Origin of the sequence: Noviherbaspirillum malthae (genome assembly GCF_015352985.1) — a bacterium.
Classification (GTDB): domain Bacteria; phylum Pseudomonadota; class Gammaproteobacteria; order Burkholderiales; family Burkholderiaceae_D; genus Noviherbaspirillum; species Noviherbaspirillum malthae.
Window position 1 is genome coordinate 1 of sequence record NZ_JACYXF010000067.1, and the last position, 18674, is coordinate 18674.

The 18674-nt window shown below is 53.3% G+C and carries 21 protein-coding genes; 16 read left to right on the top strand and 5 right to left on the bottom strand.

The genetic code is table 11. The annotated features are described in order from the left end of the window. Positions 1 to 308 precede the first annotated feature (308 nt). Positions 309 to 518: a hypothetical protein gene (locus IGW03_RS31515; RefSeq protein ID WP_194726422.1), complete on the top strand. Its 210-nt coding sequence runs from the start codon at positions 309 to 311 to the stop codon at positions 516 to 518. Positions 519 to 967: 449 nt separating this feature from the next. Here IGW03_RS31515 and IGW03_RS31520 read toward each other — a convergent pair whose 3' ends face one another. Beyond that, the gene (locus tag IGW03_RS31520) at positions 968 to 1273 is read right to left on the bottom strand and encodes a hypothetical protein (protein ID WP_194726423.1); all 306 of its coding nucleotides are present in this window, start codon (positions 1271 to 1273) and stop codon (positions 968 to 970) included. 360 nt (positions 1274 to 1633) lie between these two features. Here IGW03_RS31520 and IGW03_RS31525 point away from each other — a divergent pair, with 360 nt between their 5' ends. The 8 genes from IGW03_RS31525 (at position 1634) to IGW03_RS31560 (ending at position 7439) form a co-directional block, all read left to right on the top strand. Further along, on the top strand, positions 1634 to 2416 hold the full coding sequence (locus tag IGW03_RS31525; RefSeq protein ID WP_194726424.1) for a hypothetical protein: 783 nt from the start codon (positions 1634 to 1636) through the stop codon (positions 2414 to 2416). Positions 2417 to 3041: 625 nt separating this feature from the next. Further along, positions 3042 to 3416, top strand: coding sequence for a hypothetical protein (locus tag IGW03_RS31530; protein WP_194726425.1), 375 nt, complete (start codon positions 3042 to 3044; stop codon positions 3414 to 3416). A 68-nt stretch (positions 3417 to 3484) separates the two neighbouring features. Continuing rightward, positions 3485 to 5110: a DUF4214 domain-containing protein gene (locus tag IGW03_RS31535; RefSeq protein ID WP_194726426.1), complete on the top strand. Its 1626-nt coding sequence runs from the start codon at positions 3485 to 3487 to the stop codon at positions 5108 to 5110. A 210-nt stretch (positions 5111 to 5320) separates the two neighbouring features. Next, a complete protein-coding gene (locus tag IGW03_RS31540; RefSeq protein WP_194726427.1) occupies positions 5321 to 5662 on the top strand; it encodes a hypothetical protein in 342 nt (113 codons plus the stop codon). 15 nt (positions 5663 to 5677) lie between these two features. After that, positions 5678 to 6445: a tetratricopeptide repeat protein gene (locus IGW03_RS31545; protein ID WP_194726428.1), complete on the top strand. Its 768-nt coding sequence runs from the start codon at positions 5678 to 5680 to the stop codon at positions 6443 to 6445. 67 nt (positions 6446 to 6512) lie between these two features. Then, a complete protein-coding gene (locus IGW03_RS31550) occupies positions 6513 to 6749 on the top strand; it encodes a hypothetical protein (protein ID WP_194726429.1) in 237 nt (78 codons plus the stop codon). A gap of 36 nt (positions 6750 to 6785) precedes the next feature. Further along, positions 6786 to 7040 (top strand): hypothetical protein, encoded by a 255-nt coding sequence (locus tag IGW03_RS31555; RefSeq protein ID WP_194726430.1) that lies wholly within the window; start codon positions 6786 to 6788, stop codon positions 7038 to 7040. 99 nt (positions 7041 to 7139) lie between these two features. Continuing rightward, positions 7140 to 7439 carry a hypothetical protein gene (locus tag IGW03_RS31560; protein ID WP_194726431.1) on the top strand — a complete coding sequence of 100 codons (300 nt, stop codon included), beginning with the start codon at positions 7140 to 7142 and terminating at the stop codon, positions 7437 to 7439. Between the two features lie 163 nt (positions 7440 to 7602). Here IGW03_RS31560 and IGW03_RS31565 read toward each other — a convergent pair whose 3' ends face one another. The 4 genes from IGW03_RS31565 to IGW03_RS31575 all read right to left on the bottom strand — a co-directional run bounded on the left by IGW03_RS31565 (position 7603) and on the right by IGW03_RS31575 (position 11653). Further along, positions 7603 to 8457 (bottom strand): HNH endonuclease, encoded by an 855-nt coding sequence (locus IGW03_RS31565; RefSeq protein WP_194726432.1) that lies wholly within the window; start codon positions 8455 to 8457, stop codon positions 7603 to 7605. A 225-nt stretch (positions 8458 to 8682) separates the two neighbouring features. Further along, the gene (locus IGW03_RS31570) at positions 8683 to 9642 is read right to left on the bottom strand and encodes a site-specific integrase (protein ID WP_194726433.1); all 960 of its coding nucleotides are present in this window, start codon (positions 9640 to 9642) and stop codon (positions 8683 to 8685) included. A 673-nt stretch (positions 9643 to 10315) separates the two neighbouring features. After that, positions 10316 to 10450 (bottom strand): hypothetical protein, encoded by a 135-nt coding sequence (locus IGW03_RS38735; RefSeq protein ID WP_267253645.1) that lies wholly within the window; start codon positions 10448 to 10450, stop codon positions 10316 to 10318. Positions 10451 to 10750: 300 nt separating this feature from the next. After that, complete coding sequence (locus IGW03_RS31575; protein WP_194726434.1) at positions 10751 to 11653, bottom strand: LysR family transcriptional regulator; 903 nt, start codon at positions 11651 to 11653, stop codon at positions 10751 to 10753. Positions 11654 to 11859: 206 nt separating this feature from the next. On the opposite strand from IGW03_RS31575, the gene IGW03_RS31580 reads away from it, so the two are divergent. The 7 genes from IGW03_RS31580 to IGW03_RS31610 all read left to right on the top strand — a co-directional run bounded on the left by IGW03_RS31580 (position 11860) and on the right by IGW03_RS31610 (position 18652). Beyond that, entirely contained in the window at positions 11860 to 13062 is a 1203-nt protein-coding gene (locus IGW03_RS31580) for a 3-hydroxybenzoate 6-monooxygenase (RefSeq protein WP_194726435.1), read from the top strand. 137 nt (positions 13063 to 13199) lie between these two features. After that, positions 13200 to 14015: a class II aldolase/adducin family protein gene (locus tag IGW03_RS31585; RefSeq protein WP_194726436.1), complete on the top strand. Its 816-nt coding sequence runs from the start codon at positions 13200 to 13202 to the stop codon at positions 14013 to 14015. A gap of 61 nt (positions 14016 to 14076) precedes the next feature. Beyond that, the gene (locus IGW03_RS31590) at positions 14077 to 15060 is read left to right on the top strand and encodes a tripartite tricarboxylate transporter substrate binding protein (RefSeq protein WP_194726437.1); all 984 of its coding nucleotides are present in this window, start codon (positions 14077 to 14079) and stop codon (positions 15058 to 15060) included. Between the two features lie 82 nt (positions 15061 to 15142). Further along, the gene (gene gtdA / locus IGW03_RS31595) at positions 15143 to 16186 is read left to right on the top strand and encodes a gentisate 1,2-dioxygenase (RefSeq protein WP_194726438.1); all 1044 of its coding nucleotides are present in this window, start codon (positions 15143 to 15145) and stop codon (positions 16184 to 16186) included. A 30-nt stretch (positions 16187 to 16216) separates the two neighbouring features. After that, positions 16217 to 16918, top strand: a complete 702-nt coding sequence (locus IGW03_RS31600; protein ID WP_194726439.1) for a fumarylacetoacetate hydrolase family protein — start codon at positions 16217 to 16219, stop codon at positions 16916 to 16918. A gap of 26 nt (positions 16919 to 16944) precedes the next feature. Continuing rightward, a complete protein-coding gene (gene maiA / locus IGW03_RS31605) occupies positions 16945 to 17595 on the top strand; it encodes a maleylacetoacetate isomerase (RefSeq protein ID WP_194726440.1) in 651 nt (216 codons plus the stop codon). Between the two features lie 67 nt (positions 17596 to 17662). Next, on the top strand, positions 17663 to 18652 hold the full coding sequence (locus IGW03_RS31610) for a substrate-binding domain-containing protein (RefSeq protein WP_194726441.1): 990 nt from the start codon (positions 17663 to 17665) through the stop codon (positions 18650 to 18652). Positions 18653 to 18674 lie beyond the last annotated feature (22 nt).

The following is an 18674-nucleotide window of genomic DNA, read 5'->3' on the forward strand; positions in this document are numbered from 1 at the left end:
TGCTGCTGGCAGGCGTGCCGTTCAAGGATGGACTACCGGTGCAGGACAATCCACCGGAACAGCAAAAACTCGCCGCCTGAAGATACTATCCTTCAAGCCGGCCATACACCAGTCTTGACGCTAGCTCCCGAATCGGTATCAACCGCCGTCGGCGCCATTCCATCAGCGGCCTAGTAAAGGCGTAAAATTCTTGGCTAATCTGTACAGGAGTGAAATTTATGGTCGATATGGAAGCCACCGATGAGTCTATTGGCACCGTCATACGTCTAAAGCGGCAGGTATGGTCCAATCGTCTCCAACGACACTATATGGATACCGACCTCATCATCGTCATCCCAACCAGTCATAAGGAAGAATTTTCCGCTGACTTCGAAATTTACCGGCAGCTCAGCGAGGTGCGGCAAGCGGAAGTGCTTGCGCATCTGCGAAACAACGCATATGCCGCCCGTCTGCTGACTCAAGGGGATATGCCGACGGCTGCGCCACCCGAACAGCCTGGACAACTGAGCCTCGTGTAATGGCTCAGTAACGATCAGAGTCATATAAGGAGAGGGAGAGCAATATTGCTCTCCCTTTTCTCTTACTTAGAGGACTCTGCCTTTCTTCGCTCAATTATTGCCTCAAGCTCGGCAATAGTCTTACATTGCAGGTACTCGAATACCGGAGCCAGCTGCGGGTTAGGATGGGAACTAGCCTCACGCGCCTGTTCCAACAATTTTTCAAGATTTTCCATTTCGGTCCAATCCGAAGTTATTAGAGTCCCCAGTAGAACGTCACGACTTGCTCCGTAGGGAGCAGTCAAAAGATTTTTATCGAAATAGTTTGGCATGTGTCAAAAATACGACACTTCAGCATCCTCCGATCGGCTCATCCGGTTGGTTCAAACACCGATGCAGCCCCTATACATGAAATTCGGGGCTAAAAAGGGCATTTCTCCTTTTCTATAGTGCGACGCAGGTTACAAGCTCTATTGCAGAATGTGCTTAGACAACCAGCCGTTACGGAGGAAACCTTGGCAGATGACGTCGATGTAGCAACGGACACGCAGCAACGTATACTGGACTCGATCATCGAGAGAGGCCGCCAACAGGCCGCGAAACAGCCAGTCCGAAAAGAGGGCGATCCCTGCGAAAACGAGTGTGGCGACCCTGCGCAAGCCGGTGGCGCCTACTGTAGTGCCGAATGTGCTGAGGACCATCGCAAACGGGCTCGGCTTGCTCTCCGATCCGGCGTTGGGATCGCAAAGTAACCAGAACGGAATGTAGCTGCCCATACGCGGCCGCTCCCCTCAGTTCTATGCCTAGCTGGAGGCATCAATCCAGCAATCGCACTTCCTAACGATAGGACATCCCGATTCGGGAAAACCATCTCGAATGCCGCACAGGCATCCGAGATGGCTTTTCCGCGCGTACATACGCCGTTCAGCTGGGATTGCCAGCATCGATTTACCGTTGGTCTTCAGGCCCTCGGCAGGACACGCACCTAAACAGCAATACCTATCAACCCTCGGGCTTCCTCCTACAAAGGTTGGACCGCCTTGAGATCTGGCCCGCGATACGGGCAAACATCACTTCCTGAGAGGGTCAATGCCCTCCTAGGTGGGGATCGTTCCAGGCTAACCATGGAGTACTAGATGAAATTTGATCAGCCTTTGGGAACACAGTCTTTTGGCTTCACAACCGGTTATCGTGCAAAGGTAAGCTTCACCAAGGCAGTCGGCACGATCGTCGGAGTAAGGAACGAAGGTGGCGAAATCAAGGTCACCGTCGCCTTCGGCGAGCCTCAGCAGGTTGATGGGCCGGAAAGTGCGACGGCTACGAGATTCGATCTGGGTTGGCGCGCTATCCAAGGCACGTGGAATGACACCGCGACCGTAAGTTTTGATGATCTCCCGTTCGGAAGCTATTTCCGGCTGCCAGAAGGTGGCGGCGAGGTTATCTATTTGAAGACGACACGCGACGGGTCTGACTGTAGTGTGGTTACCGTCCTCAACGATACAGGAGTGGATATCGGCTGCGAAGGCTTCCTTGGCACGAAATGCCTCCCGCTTCCGGCGCCAGCCATTCAGCTGGGGCCGAGGTTTTCCGACATCATGGACGGTGTCAAATCCGAATTCTGGTCAGCCGTTGCGAAGCGTTTTCCCCAGTGCCAAACCGGCGACTTCCCTCCAGACCAGCAACTCGCGTTCGACAATGCATGTGAAAATGCGGTGCGCGTTTGGTTGGACTGCAATCTGCCCCATGGCATCCAGATTCGCACGGAAGACGGCTTCTTACTGACCTTTGGAGAAGAAGGTTTTACTGACGGCGATATAACCATCAGTGGTTTGTCATCCATCGCCACAGATTTCTCAATGGTGAAACAAACAGGAGAGCCTACAAATCAGCCACCGTCTCCGCCGGCGGAAGACGACTGACGGTTTGCAGCGCGTGGGTGGGCATCCTTCGCATTACGCGAATGCCGCTCTACAAAGAAAACCCTTTGGGCCATTCCCTTACCAGGAATGCCCGAAGGGTTTTTTTTCGACCATACAGATTGCGTGGAGGGGCGCAAAAAAGGCATTTCTCCATGTTTATAGCGCGTCCCAGTTTTTTCTGAAGCGGCATCATTGGGCCATCTGGCTCCGATAACAAAGCCACAAGTACGTTCAGGACACTGAAATGATTCATCGATGCTTATCAGTCGTAGTTATGTGGTTCGCCTTATCGTGTCACGCCCAGGCGGTCCAAGCCGACGGTCTTGCACCAGTTCTCTCGGTCTCCGGAGCCGGCGAGGAAGTGATAGGGCTCGGAAAAACGCTTTGCGACGGTGAACATGAAGCTATATGGCACGTAAAGGCGCATCCAGCCGGAGCCGCGCTCAGAATTACGGTAGCCACTGAATTGGGCACCGAGGAATATCAGGCCGGGCTATGCCTTGTGGAGCGCAAAGGTATGAAACTCCGACAGACCCTTTATCTGGCTCCCGACGAACACCGAACCCTGAACATAGACGGGGCCACGGTGAGGCTACGGAATGACCACTAGCAGTCTACCTACCGCGTGAAAGACGTCCTCCCTGAACGCCTGCCTTCTAAACCTGTTTCGAAATCGTTTTCCCGATCCAGCTGCCCTGAGAGAGAAAGAGTGTTGATTCGCTTACCGCTGACCTTGATCGTCATTACCCTTTTCGCAATTTTAGGGCCGCTTATCGCATCTTCACGTTTTTCGCCTCTAGCGTTGACCATCATCGTCTTCTGCGGCGCCATGGCACTGGTAACGGCCCTGGTGTCTGACATTTCAGAGGAAGAGCATTGCGAGAAAGACAATCATCTTGGCAAGACGCGCAGTGACTCACTCGTTTCCAAGATAAGAACACATAGGTCTTCTGCTGTTCGACTCTTCACGGTGGGAGGATGCTTTCCCGCAAACATCTGAACTACAAAAAGTTACCGTACCGCAACATTGTCTATTGATACTGGGAAAATTTTCGGCATACTATCCAAATGATTACGATAAACATATCCTCCTACACCGACGCAACTGGCAAATATTCAACTCTGCCGTCGTCACTTGTGCAAATCCTAAACGCAGCGGCGGTCGAGCTGTCGAACTTGATCTCGGGCCCTTCCGCTACGATTGATCTCCGGACGACCGTCGAAACCAGTGGATATGCTTCTGCTGGATCAATACATCCCGCAACCGGAACGGTCCGGCACGGCGTCATTGCTACAGAAGTTATGACCGGTCAGGATATCAATGGCACTGCAGCTGATGGCACGCTCCGTTTGTCGAGCGAGCTCCTCGAGGGAGCAATGATCTGGACCACAAATCCAACTGACGCTAGAGCCCAAACTGCATACAACGTCGTTGTCCACGAACTCTTCCACACTCTGGGCATTGCAGGATTTCAGGATCTCGGTACGGGCGCATTGTCCACTACCGCAATCAGTGTGTTCGACTCCATGGTAAGCATCGAGGGAGGTAAGCCATACTTTACGGGGCGCCTCGCAACGGCTATCAATGGCGGGAAAGTTGCTCTCACCCCTCTTGGCACATCATCAGCCATCTACCACGTCGATAGCGCTGTAGACAGGATGGGACCAGGTTCGCCAAATGGCGGCACCTTATCTAGCCTTGATCTCGCGATGTTGCGCGACCTGGGGTTTGGCGTCACTCAAACACTGACGTCGGCCGACGGCCGCGCAATCGTAGCTGGCGCTGGTACACAGACCATCGTCGGAACCGGGGCTGTGGATACACTCCATCTGGTTGGCAATCGTGCCGATTACCTGCAGAGCCGATCTGGCGGGGCTTCCACCTTCACGAAGGTAGGCGACCCGACTACAAAAGACACCGTCTACGCCGTCGAGCGAATCAAGTTCGCCGACACCGCGGTTGCGTTCGACCATGAAGGAACCGGCGGCCAGGCTTACAGGCTCTATCAGGCCGCATTCAATCGCAAGCCGGATATCGGCGGTCTCGGCTACTGGATCAGCCAGCTCGACGCCGGCGTCAACCTGAACGTCGTTGCTGACAGCTTCCTGCTCTCGGAGGAATTCAAAGTCACATACGGCTCGAATTTGACGAACGAGCGCTTTCTTACGCTGCTCTACAATAATGTCCTGCACCGGAATCCAGATGCCGAAGGTTTCAACTACTGGTCCGGGATACTGAACAGCGGCGTTGCAAGATCTACAGTTTTGATTGGGTTCAGTGAAAGCGTCGAAAACAAGGCACAGATTATTCTGAACACCGAAGGGCATTCGGCTCAGGCTTATAGGCTTTATCAGGCTGCCTTTGATCGCACACCTGACATGAGCGGGCTGGTGTATTGGATTCAGATGATGGAAAAAGGCCTGAAACTCAATGATGTTGCATACAATTTTATTGCCTCTACCGAGTTCGGCCAGAAGTACGGCGCCAATACAACGAACGCGCAGTTTGTCACAGCTCTTTACAGCAATGTGCTCAACCGCACACCTGACTCCGAAGGCTTCAACTATTGGATGAATGGTCTTTCCTCCGGTCTCACCCGCGAGCAGGTCCTGATTCAGTTCAGTGAAAGTACAGAGAATCGGGCACAACTGGTCGGCGTTATGCAAGACGGCTTCCAATACACGCCGTTCTAGTCCACAACCGCGGCTATCCTCGACAGACAGGTTTGACCCCGGCGGACTTAGTTGACGTTCGCCGGCATCCCATATCGTCGCAGGAGTCAGAGGCGGGTTAGCCCCGCCTCTATCAAGCAACGCGCTCGCGCCGCAAGTCGTAATTAGTCAGTTTGGTTTTTCGGCACCACATCAACATTCTCTACCTACACTATCCTAGGCAAGCAAACCATGCGCAGATTGATTTCCACCGCTGCTCTTCTCGCTCTAGCTACCGTTTCGGCCTACGCCAACGCCTTTGAAATTCGCTGCTCTGATGCAGAAGGCGGCCTCCTCCTTAAAACTTATTGGGTCGATGAAGGCCAGCAAGCAGTGGGGTTGGGAGGTATTCGAGCGTATGACGTACGCATTACCTCGTCCGAAATCAAGTTCGTCATGGACTATACGCTCACGGAAGATACCTTTCGAATATCCCGGGAGACCGGCCACGGCACCGTCACGCGCTTCAATAGCAAAACTGGAGAGCGACAGGTGGCCAAACACATCTGTACGAAGGTAACAAGGGCGTTCTGATAGGACAGGCAAAATATGAAACTAAAGAGAATTGTAATTTCCGTCTTGTGTGCTTCATGGGCATCGCTAGCGATTGCCGAGGCAGTCGATACCCGCACAATTAAAGAAGTGGTAAGGGATGCTGAGAAAGGTGACGTTCAATCACAAGCTATGGCCGGCTACATGTACGTCTCCGGCGATGGCGTAGAGAGGAATTACCGCGAAGCCTATCACTGGCTCATGAAGGCAACGCAGAAAGGTAACGCGGATGCTCAACATAATCTCGGAGTAATGTACGAGAACGGCTTTCTCGTCGAGTTGAACTATCAGACGGCCGCCAAGTGGTATCGGCTGGCTGCGGAACAAGACCATGCGGACGCGATCACCAGTTTGAATTCGTTGTATCTCAAAGGCAGAATCCCATCCGATCCGAAGGACAGCAAGAAGTGGTTCGACAAAGGAATCGCTAACCACATGCAAAATCCGGAAGCGCTCAACACCAAGTTGGTTACCACTGCTGGCACGAGAGTATGCAACGAGGCCGACGGCTCAGTAAACGAATACGCCGGCTTTGTTTATCAGGGGCAGCCGCAGTATCGGCAAGTACCGGGGACGGTGGTGGTAACAGGCTACTCTGAGGGCGCATCGGCCGGGAAAATACAGATTCGCGTTGCATCGATTGTGCATCGCCGACGGCAGGCGCCAGGTAAAGAGACAGCGGTGAATGAGGTCACCTACAACAATGCACTTTTACGGCCTAATAGCGTATTTTGGGATGACTTGCGCAGTTGGAAACCGTGTTGAGGCGATATGCAGCCAGCGGTTCGCTCCGACACGTGATAAAAATTAGCGTTAATTCAAAGTGGAGGTTATGTTGACTAAACGGGAACGTGATAAGGCTTATGCGAAGAAAAAGCGCGCGCAATATAGGCGCTTGAATAGCTTGGCGAGAAAAGGTGTGCCAGGCGCGAAGGAGCGCAGAGACACACTTGACGAAAAACTGAAGATCGTTGGAATTCGCACCAATGCGTGGGAACCTCTGAAAAACTCGCTGTTCAAGGATTTGGACCAAAAATCGGAAGCTGTCGGCAAGGTCAATAAAGTCTAGAAAAATCCCGTATCTTTTGACGGCAGCAATGACATCATGGAAGTCCATTTGGAAAACGTACTTTTGTATGCGTCCTATGCCTCGTTCATTCTCTTTGGTGCGCTTTCCCTACTCAACTTGTACCTAGGCAAATGGGGCGCCGCGATCGGCATGTGTGGCATGATGGCGATCGCACTCGTTTCCGGTGTCCTGCAAGGTGTCGATATTTTGTGGTCGGCTTTTGTTGCCATTGTCACGGTGGCCATCGTAGCATTCTATGTTGCGGCCGCCCGTAAAACGCAGCAAAAATAATCGGCAAGTGACACTCCGATTTCTGTCGTGCTTTGAATGAAGGCGTCAATCCATCCCGACGCTGAAAGAAAACGGGACAAACCATAAGAAGGACAAGTTATGGCACGCGTTGGGGATTACGGAACAGGATGGTTGTTGCTATTTGTGCCTGCGGGCTTCTGTTTGGCTTACCTACTGACCAAGGCAAGGATACTGAACGAGCAGAATGTGTCCACTTTCGCTACATGGGTGTCAGCAGCTATTGCGGCCGGATTTGCATTGGCCGCCGATGGTGGGGCCGAGGGGTTCCGCGGCCTAGCAGGGCGGCTGGCAATTTTCGGACTAGTCTGGGTCGCCGGCGGATTGCTATTTACGCTTGGCGTGCTGATTGGAGAAGAGAAAGCGAGAAAGCGCAAGTAGCAGAGAATACGAACTATGGATTACGACCGCATGCCTCTTCGATAGTTAGTTGTTCTTCCTGGAATAGGAATTACATTTCTTTCGTTCAGACCTTCGCCTCACAGAGTAAGCAACCATTATCAACACGATCGTCCAAGACTGGACGTTTGTTATGCGAATAGGGTTAACTCTGATTTCGCCACCGCGTGTGCAGCGCCTCGCGACTGGGTTGGAAAGCAGGGTTGCTCGGACATGTCAACGTCTTTCCATGCAGAGGTGCGTAGCTTGTCGCGCGTAGTGCCGGCGCCAGATGAATCTGCAGTGTATCTGGACAGATGGACAGTAGATCCAGATCGAAGAGCGTGTGAATGTCTGCGCGAAGTAGCAGACCGTTACTGACATGTTGTGAAGCCGGACCGAAGTAACCGATGATGTGCGCAGCCTCGAGCGCATCTGCAGCATCACATCCGGTCACCGCACAGCGCTCGCCATAGGCGAGCAATAGAGCACGCCTGAACTCGCTCTGACCTCGGCGTTGCACGACTTCGCGCAGTCGTCGTTTGCGTTCATCCTGAGGATCCGTCGCATTGAAGTAGCTATGTTGCTCAATCACCTCGCTTTCCTGCGCCAAATCCGCATTGCGCATTGGAGGTTGTGCGAGACCGTAGTGGCGAGTAAGCAGCTCGACCGCTTTTGCATCACGCGGATGGGCTTGCATCCACACTTCGCCGTCCTCGAAACTGCCAGAGAACGGGCCACAGTCGAAGGTCACATCTAGCGCACACAGTCGACTATGGCGATCCTTAAGTACACCAATAATTGGCAATCCTGTGCGATTGCACAGCTCGAGGCTTGCCCATTGAGCTTTCCATTGCGCCGATCCATCTGAATTTGGCTTTCGGACGTGGTACCACCAGGTGCCATCCGCTTGCCGCGCCAAAGCCTTACCCGTCGAATCCGCCTCACCAGCGGGCTTGCGTGGTGCATCCCAAAGTGGGAGCACGTAGCGGGTCGCTAGGCCCGCGCGCGCGTCGTCCATCGAAACGTCGAACGATCCCCATACGCGGCCTCCGGGAAGCACGCCTAGATGTTCAAGGGCGGTGTCATGAGGAGTCTGAAATATCGGGGAGTTAGGCTTGGCCATGGACTTAAAATGTTGATATTTTATACCGGTCGCCGGCGGTCGCCTTTTTCCATTACAGACCATAGGCCCGGAAATGTCAGCGAACGACTAACCACCGGCTGATCGATTCTGAGCTGTCACTTAGCGTTTCGCGTCTGCCGATTCAAGTGCAAGCATGTCGTTGATGCGGTGCCGTGCGAACGGATCGGCGGTCTCAACATAGCGCATAGCTGAGTGCACGTCCTTCCATCCGACGTAATCCATCAGCGTTTTGACATCCCATCCATTGGCGCTGGCCCAGGTGGCAAAACCCCTACGCAGGGAGTGCCCGCTGTAGAGCTCCGGCGAATCTACTCCGGCCTCCTTCAAGATTGAGCGCAGCAGTGGCACCAGGCTGTCGATATGTAGCCCCTCATCACTGACATAACCCCATCGGTCAATCTTCCGGAAAATTGCTCCCTCGCTGATGTGTACCGCGTCAACCCACGCTAGATAAGCTTCAACAGGACAGAGGCGCGCAAGTGCCGGCGCCTTGAAGGTTGTTCCCTTGAGCTGGCGATCGGTCTTGGTGTGAGAGAGATAACAGGTCGTGCCTTGCCCGGGCACCACTTCGACATGCTCGGCGCGGAGCCGGGTCAATTCATCGCCGCGGAAGCCACGCCAAAGTCCAAGCAATAGGAGGGCTCGGTTCCGCAGAGGACGACGTTCCGCTGCTTGGTCAGACAACGTCCGCGCTTTCAATATCGCTTCCTCAAGCCAGCGATCGACTTGCGCCAGCTGCTTGAGCTGCAGCGGTTTGGCCCGCTTCTCCTGGGCCGGGTGCAGCACTTGGATGCCCTTGAACACCTTTTTGACGATTGGCGCCTTGGTCGAATCGGGAAAACCCTGGTCGACATGCCACTGCGCCAGCGCCGCCAACCGCTGGCGAAGCGTGTTGACCGAAAACGTATGCGCTTGGTCGGCAAGGTATCGGGCAATGCTTTCGGCCGTAGCCGGCAAAAACCCGCCCCATTCCACCTCGAAGTGGCGAACGGCACCTTGGTAAGCCTTGCGCGTGTTATCCCGAGTGGCCGCATTTACGTACTGGTCTATTTTGCTCATTTGTGGCTGCTCGGTAGACTATTACAGGTCAAGCAACCAAATTTACCGGAAAAACCTTAGTTTCACGGGATAACTCCACATTAGCCTGCCTTAAGGCGGAAAACGTCTAAAGTAGGGCGATCAAGCCTCGTAAACCGAGGCTAAAAATTGACCAGCGAACGAGCTCTGGGAATACCCCAAGACCGACACTTCGTTCTAGAAGAATAATGTCATTTTTTCGACCATTTTGGCGTTAATGTCTAAATATTTGCTTCCGAACGAAATTTGATACACCACCGAGGTTGTATCGAATATTTCACAGGAAATGCGCCAGATGGAACAATTTTATTCGACGATTTGTCCAATCAAGCCTATAAGGCCACCTATATTCAATGGCTTGAATGGCATAGGAAACTACTGCTTCGTCAGAAAGCCCGACGTTATGGTGAGAATCTAGGGGAACTCCTCAACACAAATGGAGATATGGTGAAAATATTGGGAAGACCATGCGTAGCTTGAGGGTTGTGACGTCGCGCTGCGTCTGTGCCAGCGGCGGATGAGCTTTCGCTGGAAGCGGCCACATTATTTACTGGCGTCGGAACCACAACGCGCAAGGTGATCGCTGCGCAGGGTGCCTACCTGAGTCATGCTCAGTGGTGGTAATTTGCGACGCGTCGTATTTGGCTGCCTGAATCTAAAGGCCGGATATCGTCTGTTCAGAGCTTGCCGGCGCCAACCGGCCGAGCCTTTTCAAGCGTTCCTGCGGCAGGTGCATCACCATTACCGGGGTCGACATATCTTCATCCTTCTCGATAGTGATACCGGTCATACCGCCAGATCATCACAAGCCCTCGCTAGGCGTCTAGGCATTGAGTAAGTCTGGCTACCCAAGCGTGCACCAGGACTGAACCCGCTGGAATCGTTACGGGACAAGCCAAGAAGGCGGTCGCGCCCATTGGCAATACGAGACGATTGACGAGCATGTTACAGCCTTACCTGCCTACGTTCGAGGCTTGTCCATGACGCGGCTCGGAGAACTGCAGGCCTTCTATCCAAATACTTCTGCCTTCACCGTACTGCGGCAAACTGTTTATCTGCTCATGCTTAGTTGCCAGATGACCCGCTAGCGTCAGGTAGCAAAATCCCGGAACAATTCTGCAATCGTACGCCGTAGCCAAATGTTTCCGGGGTCGGCATGAAATCGATCATGCCAGTGTTGCTTAACTGCATAGCTTGGCAGGTCGAAAGGAACATCAAGAATGCGGACCTGTTCTTGCATCTGCATTGTAATTCCTAGCATTTTCGGAACAATTACCAGCAGCTCCGTCTGTGCAACAACGCGTGCTACACCAAGAAAGCTTGAAAGGTGCAGCACTACTTCACGATGCACGCCGTGCATCGCCAACGTCTTGTCTACGATTGAATGCCCCGTACCGGAGGTTGTTACCTGGATGTGCATTTCAGACAGGAACGCTTCCTTGGTCAACTTTAAGCCAACACGAGGATGGTTCTTGGCGGCTAAACAGACAAAATTTTGCGTGAACAAAGTCTTTTGATAGAACCCAGCTTCTAGATGCGGCATAAACCCGATGGCCATATCGACTTCACCTGATTCCAAATGCTTCGGACTTTCGGGCGTGATCTTCTCTGCCACTATGCTCACTTTAGGCGCTACCTGCCGCAGATGATTCATTAACCGAGGTAGGATGACAATTTCAGAAATATCGGTGATGCACAAACGGAATGCCCGCCTTGCTTCAAGTGGAACGAATTCAGTTGGCGCGTCGCGCGCCAATTCCAGTGTCTCAAGCACACTCGCAAGTTGCGGATAAAGGGCCTGGGCACGTGGGGTGGGTTCCATACCCTGAGAAGTACGTATGAACAATTTGTCATTAAAATGTAAACGCAGCTTATTAAGCGCAACACTTACCGTCGCCTGTGCCAAGCCGAGGTGCTCGGCCGTGCGCGACACGCTCCGGGTCTTGAATATCCCATCAAACACCAACAGCCATTCTAGATCGAACTTAGCCATACCACTTATCTTTTCCCGGTTGGAAACATAGAGGATTATTGTAAAACGTAATACACCAAATTGCTTCTGTGATTTGACCTCACCGTAACCAAAAGGGAAACTCTCTTCAATTCGAAATCACCGATCAATGAGAGTGTGGCGTAGCGGCTGAATCTGCATAAGTTGGCCAGCCGTATAAAGCAAGGATATGGATTGAGGAGGCGCTAATGGCTGCGCAGAACAAGAATGAATTATCTGTAGTAATAGTAGGTGGCGGCATCGGAGGCATGGCTGCTGCGTTGGCCTTGTCGCGCCAAGGTGTGCGAATTACTCTGCTGGAGCAGAGCGCCGAAATTGGAGAAATCGGTGCCGGCATCCAGCTTGCGCCGAACGCCTTCGCTGCGATGGATGCGCTTGGCGTAGGCGAGAACGCGCGCCGGCGTGCGGTATTTACTGAACGGCTGATCATGATGGACGCAATCGATGGTGAGGAAATTGCCAACTTCGAGGTCGGAGAGGCGTTTCGCAAACGTTTCGGCAATCCCTATGCGGTGATACATCGTGCAGATATTCATTTATCCATCTACGAAGCGGTTAAAGAATCCCCGCTGATCACTTTTCATACTTCCGTTCACATCGTGGACGTGGAAGATGACGGTCGCAGGGCGACCGTCATCGACAAGGAAGGGCGTCGCTTTACGGGAGATGCGGTGATCGGATGCGACGGCGTGAAATCCGTAATTCGCGAAAAACTGGTAGGCGATCAACCGCGCGTTTCAGGTCACGTCGTGTACCGCGCAGTGGTTCCGGTGGAGGATATGCCGGACGACTTGCGTTGGAATGCGCCGGCGGTTTGGGCAGGTCCTAATAATCACTTGGTGCATTATCCGCTACGGGGAGGGCAGCAGTTTAATCTGGTCGTAACGTTCCACAGCCGTGAAAAGGAAACATGGGGCGTGCGCGAAGGTAGCAAGGACGAAGTGCTGTCCTACTTTACCGATATCTGCGACCGCCCCAAACGCTTGCTAGATAAGCCAACTTCCTGGAAGCGCTGGAGCACGGCCGATCGCGACCCCATCGAGACCTGGAGTCATGGCCGTGTAACGTTATTGGGCGACGCCGCGCATCCCATGCTGCAGTACCTTGCACAGGGCGCCTGCATGGCCATTGAGGATGCCGTTACCTTAGGAGCGGCGATGAAGCACTGCCAGAATGATATTGAGGCAGCCTTCAAGTTATACGAAAGAAGTCGCGCCACCCGCACGGCTCGCGTACTGCTGTCTGCCCGTGAAATGGGGCGCATCTATCATGCAAAGGGTATCGAACGCCACGTGCGTAATTCGCTGTGGCACGAACGTCCGGCCGAACGTTATTACGATGCGCTGGAATGGCTTTATGGCTGGCGCGCAGAGAATTGCCTAGCGCTATAGACTGACGGTACCAAGTGTCTGCGCAATACCTGCACGAAAACACGTTGACAGGCTTGGTAAATATAGTGCCGCGTTCATATCGGCTTCGTCCGCCTAAAGTGCAAAAGTAGGCGAACCAACCAAATTGAGGGTTAAAAATGTGTCAAGACAAGAATCACGAACAGCAAGGATTCACCCAGAAAGCTCAGGACCATGCCAGTGGCGTGTCTACTGCCTCCGCCGAACTGATCGCTGAGCTTGTGACGGCTAATCACATCTTGTACGACCAAGGCGTCTTGGATGCATTCGGCCACGTAAGCGTCCGGCACAACCAGTATCCTGACCGTTTTGTGCTTGCTCGTAACATGGCGCCTGGCTTGGTACAGGCTGAAGACATCGTTGAATTTGATATAGACGGTAATCCTTTCAACGCTGCTGGACGAGCCATCTATCTGGAACGCTTCATCCATGGTGAAATATACAAGGCCAGGCCTGATGTGATGGCCGTTGTGCATAGCCATTCGCCCTCGGTCGTGCCGTTCAGTGTGTCGAAGACTTCAACCTTGAGGGCAACCTGTCACATGGCTGGGTTTATCGGTACCTCGACCCCAGTATTTGAAATAAGGCATTACGCTGGTGATACCAACAGCCTGCTGATTACAAATAACGAACTTGGCCATGGCCTGGCGCAATCGCTTGGCGAGCGCTCGCTAGTGCTCATGCGCGGTCATGGATCTACCGTCGTAGCCGATTCGCTGCGCCGTGCGGTCTATCGCGCTGTTTATACCGAGCTCAATGCGCAGATCCAAGCCGCTGCACAGCAGTTGGGTGAGGTCACATTTCTCTCAGAAGGTGAAGTAACCGAGACCGTACGCGTGATTGAAACTCAGGTGACGCGGGCTTGGGATTTCTGGAGCATTAAGGCCGGCGCGACGGCAAAGGCATTGGCCGAACAGAAGTCGCAGCTCGTCTGATGGACATCCGTATTGCGCCGTCCATATGACCTTCATGGCGGACTTTAATAGGAGACACCAGGTGCATCAATTCATTGGAAAAACCTTGGCATCAGTGCTTGTGCTTATCGCTGGTGTGCTAGTTACGACACAAGGGCTCGCCCAGGAATATCCCAACAAGTCCGTCAAAATCATTGTTCCCTTTGGAGCAGGAGGCGGCACAGACACCATGGCGCGGGTCATCGCGGACGGTTTAAATAAGGCTTTGAATCAACCCTTCGTTGTCGACAACAAGCCGGGCGCAGGCGGAAACGTTGGCATGGCGTCGGTGGCCAAGTCAGCTAAGGATGGCTATACACTGTTGATGGTAACCAACAACATCGCGATCAACCCGTCGTTGTACAAGAAGGTAGATTTTCACCCAACTAAGGACTTTGATCCGGTTGCCATGGTGGGCAGTTCGCCGGTAGCGATCTCCGTTCACTCGTCGCTCAATATCAATAACCTGGCCCAGATGGTGAAGTATGCCAAGGCTAACCCCGGTAAGCTATCGTACGCTTCCTGCGGCTCCGGCACGCCGCAGCATCTGGCGGCTGAACTGCTGTCGCAAATGACAAAGATCGAGATGGTCCATGTGCCGTACAAAGGTTGTGCGTCGAGCGTCCCTGACCATCTGACCGGCTTAGTCCCGGTGTCGTTCAGTACCGTAGCCATCATGGCGCCACATGTCAAAAGCGGAAAAATCAAGGGTATCGCGGTCACCGGGTCTGAGCGCTCTACCTATGCCCCGAACATGCCGACTGTAAGTGAAGCAATTAACTTACCCGGATACGCTATTGACGTTTGGTTCGGTCTATTTGCCCCAGCTGGTACGCCAAAAGCCATCATTGCCAAGCTGAATAGCGTTATCAACAAACAGTTGGCCACCGCTGAAGTGAAGGCAAAAATGACCGAACAGAATTATGACGTCTTGGGAGGCCGGCCTGAGGTGTTGGCGGAGAAGGTCAGCCAAGACATTCCACGTTACGAGAGCGTGATACGCATTGCGGACATCAAGCCCGATTAGGGTTCGACACCGCGCGCCTGTTATTGAAGACTGAGAAGAATTGTAGTTGGCGGATATGCAGCCGACTTGACTGGAGAATTCCATGAGCGAACGTAGGGCCTTGTACGAGGAAATGTCACCGCATCATCTCACCCCGCTATGGGAATCATTGCATGCGCTGGTGCCGAAGGAGCCGCAGACACCGTGTCTGCCGCACAAGTGGGCTTATCAAGAGGTACTTCCTTTCCTAATGAGGGCTGGCAAGCTGATTTCGGCCGAGGAAGCCGTACGGCGCGTCCTGATCCTGGAAAATCCTGCTCTGCGGGGGCAGTCTAGCATTACGCAAAGCCTTTATGCCGGCCTGCAGCTAATCATGCCAGGTGAAATTGCGCCGAGCCACCGTCATACGCAAAGCGCGCTGCGTTTCCTTGTACAGGGTTCGAGCGCGTACACCGCGGTAGATGGCGAACGCACCGCTATGCGTCCCGGCGACTTCGTCATCACGCCGTCTTGGACCTTTCACGACCACGGCAATAGCGTCGCTGAAGACGGCGGCGAACCGGTGATTTGGCTGGATGGCCTCGACATTCCAACCGTGCGTTTTTTCGACGCCGGCTTCGCGGAAAACCATCCGCAGAGGGAACAGCCGGTATTGCGGCCGGAAGGCAACAGCTTCGCACGCTACGGCGCCAACATGCTGCCGATGCAATACGATGCGCCCTATGGCATGACCTCGCCGGTGTTCAACTATCCATATGAGCGTACCCGCGAAGCGCTGCGCAAGTTGTACCGGGACGGTCCGGTAGACGAATGGCGCGGCGTGAAGCTGCGTTACGTCAATCCGGCCACGGGCGGCTGGCCAATGCCTACTATTGGCGCCTTCATGCAACTGCTGCCCAAGGGCTTTGCTGGCAAAGCGCACCGCAGCACTGACGGTACCGTGTACTCCGTAGTGGAAGGACGCGGGCGAGCGATCATTACGCGTGGACATGAAAAATTTGAATTCGCCTACGGACCTCGAGATCACTTCGTCGTACCGTCTTGGTACGCGGTTCGTTTCGAAGCCGATGAGGACAATGTCCTATTCAGTTTCTCTGATCGTCCGATCCAGCAAGCGCTCGGTATTTTCCGCGAACAGAATTTGTAAAAACGCGTCATCAATATCATAGGAATCAACATGTCAGCCAGTTACGCCTTTTCACCCGCAGCCATATCAACTATCCCTGTGACAGGCAAAGATGCCGTGTTCCCGGTGCGCCGTATTTACTGCGTAGGCCGTAACTACGTCGAACATGCACAGGAGATGGGTTTTTCGGGGCGCGAAGCGCCATTCTTTTTCTGTAAGCCAAGCGACTCCATCGTACCAGTGGCCTATGGGGAAACAGTATCGATTCCCTATCCTTCAGAAACCGGCAATCTGCACCATGAGATCGAACTAGTAGTGGCGATAGGTAAAGGCGGAAAGAACATCGCCGAGGATCAGGCTGCCAAGCACATTTTTGGATACGCGGTCGGACTGGACATGACACGACGTGACTTGCAGATGGATCTTCGCAAAGCGGGCCGCCCATGGGAACTCGGGAAAGCTTTCGACCAGTCGGCACCAATCGGTCCAATCCATACTATCGAAACGACAGGAGAAATCGCAAGGGGTGCCATCCAGCTTGCCGTCAATGGCGAGAAGCGGCAGAGCAGTGACATCACCAAGCTGATTTGGAATGTCAACGAGACCATTGCCTATCTTTCGAAGTACTTTGAGCTGCAGCCCGGCGACCTGATCTTCACAGGTACGCCGGAAGGCGTGGGCGCAGTTAAGCCAAACGACTTGATGACCGGCAGTGTCGAAAAGCTCGGAGAGATCCGCGTAAAGATTTGCTGATGAAGGCTCCCAGTCCGGAATAAGAAATGGATTATCAACTCTATAATTACTATCGCAGTTCATCGTCATATCGGGTTCGAATTGCGATGAACCTCAAGGGACTGGAGTACGCCTATCTTCCCGTTCACTTGAACCGCAACGGGGGCGAACAATTCACGTCGGAATTTCGTGCAATCAGTCCTGATGCCGTCGTACCCGTGCTAGTAGCTGGCGAGAAGCGTTTAATTCAGTCAACTGCAATCATTGAATGGCTGGAGGAAACCCATCCTGTCCCACCTCTGCTGCCAGACTCGCCTGATGAGCGTGCCTCTGTACGGGCAATGTGCTTGACCATCGCATGCGAAATCCACCCGCTGAATAACTTGCGTGTACTGAAGTACTTGACCGGTCCCATGGGACTGTCGGAAGAGCATAAAGCAAGGTGGGCACACCACTGGTGCGAGCAGGGGCTCGCAGCGGTCGAAGCGTTGCTTCAGAAACGCGAAGCATCATTCGATTTTTGTTACGGTGACGCTCCCGGCATGGCGGATGTCTATCTCGTGCCGCAAGTATTCAATGCACAACGGTTTGGTGTCGATGTATCCAAATTTCCCTTGATTAGCAGAGTCGTGGAGCGCTGCAACCAATTGCAGGCCTTCATAGACTCACATCCGAACAAGCAGCCGGACGCGGAATAGTGAAGCCGGTCGAGCGGTATGCGTCAGCCGGGCGGCTTAATATAAACAATTTTTGTATCCTTAGAGCATGAACCAACTTACTCTTTCTCTCGCAGTGGGAGACTATGACCATGTACGCGACCTGCTCACCGGGCGGGTGCGCGCCGAAGGGATCGAACTGTTACCGGTTAACCTGCCGGTTGAGGAAATTTTTTTCCGTTTCACGAAATTCAGGGAATGGGATATTTCCGAAATGTCATTTGGGAAATATGTTTCTATTGCCTCGCAAGATGAAGGCGGGTTGGTAGCAATCCCGGTCTTTCCGTCGCGAATGTTTCGCCAATCCTCGTTCTACATCCGTGTTGACGGTGGCATCACCCGCCCCGAGCAATTGGCCGGCAAGCGTGTTGGCGTGCCTGAATGGGCACAGACAGCATCCATATACAGCCGCGGTTATTTAACGCATACGGTAGGCATACCTCTGACAGATATCCAATGGTTTCAGGCGGGCGTCAATGAAGCGGGTCGCACCGAGAAAGTGGCGCTGCGATTGCCGGCCGGCGTAAGCCTAACCCCGGTGCTGGAACGCAGCCTGAACGATATGTTGGTGGCTGGGGACATCGATATGATCATGTCGGCACGCCCGCCGAAGGATTTTGCTAATCGGTCCGGGAAGCTAACCCGATTGTTCGCGAATTCTGCTGACGTGGAACGTGAATATTATCTGCAGACCGGTATATTCCCGATCATGCATGTAATTGCCATGCGTCGAGATACCTTCGAGCGCAATCCATGGATTGCAATGAATCTCCTAAAAGCATTTACCGAAGCAAAGGATCGCAGTGTCGAGCGCGCGCTCGACATTACCTGCTCGCATTCGCCGCTGCCTTGGGGTTTGGAAGCCACACAGCGAGCTCAAAGCTTGTTCGGCGATGATCTCTGGCCATATGGCATCGAAGCTAATCGGACAACGATTCAAGCATTCATCGACTTCGCATATGAACAAGGCATATGCCATCGCCACATGACCGTGGAAGAGTTATTCCCGAAGCAGGTTCAAAGTACATTCAAGGTATGACTTAAGAACGTATCCCGCGTCG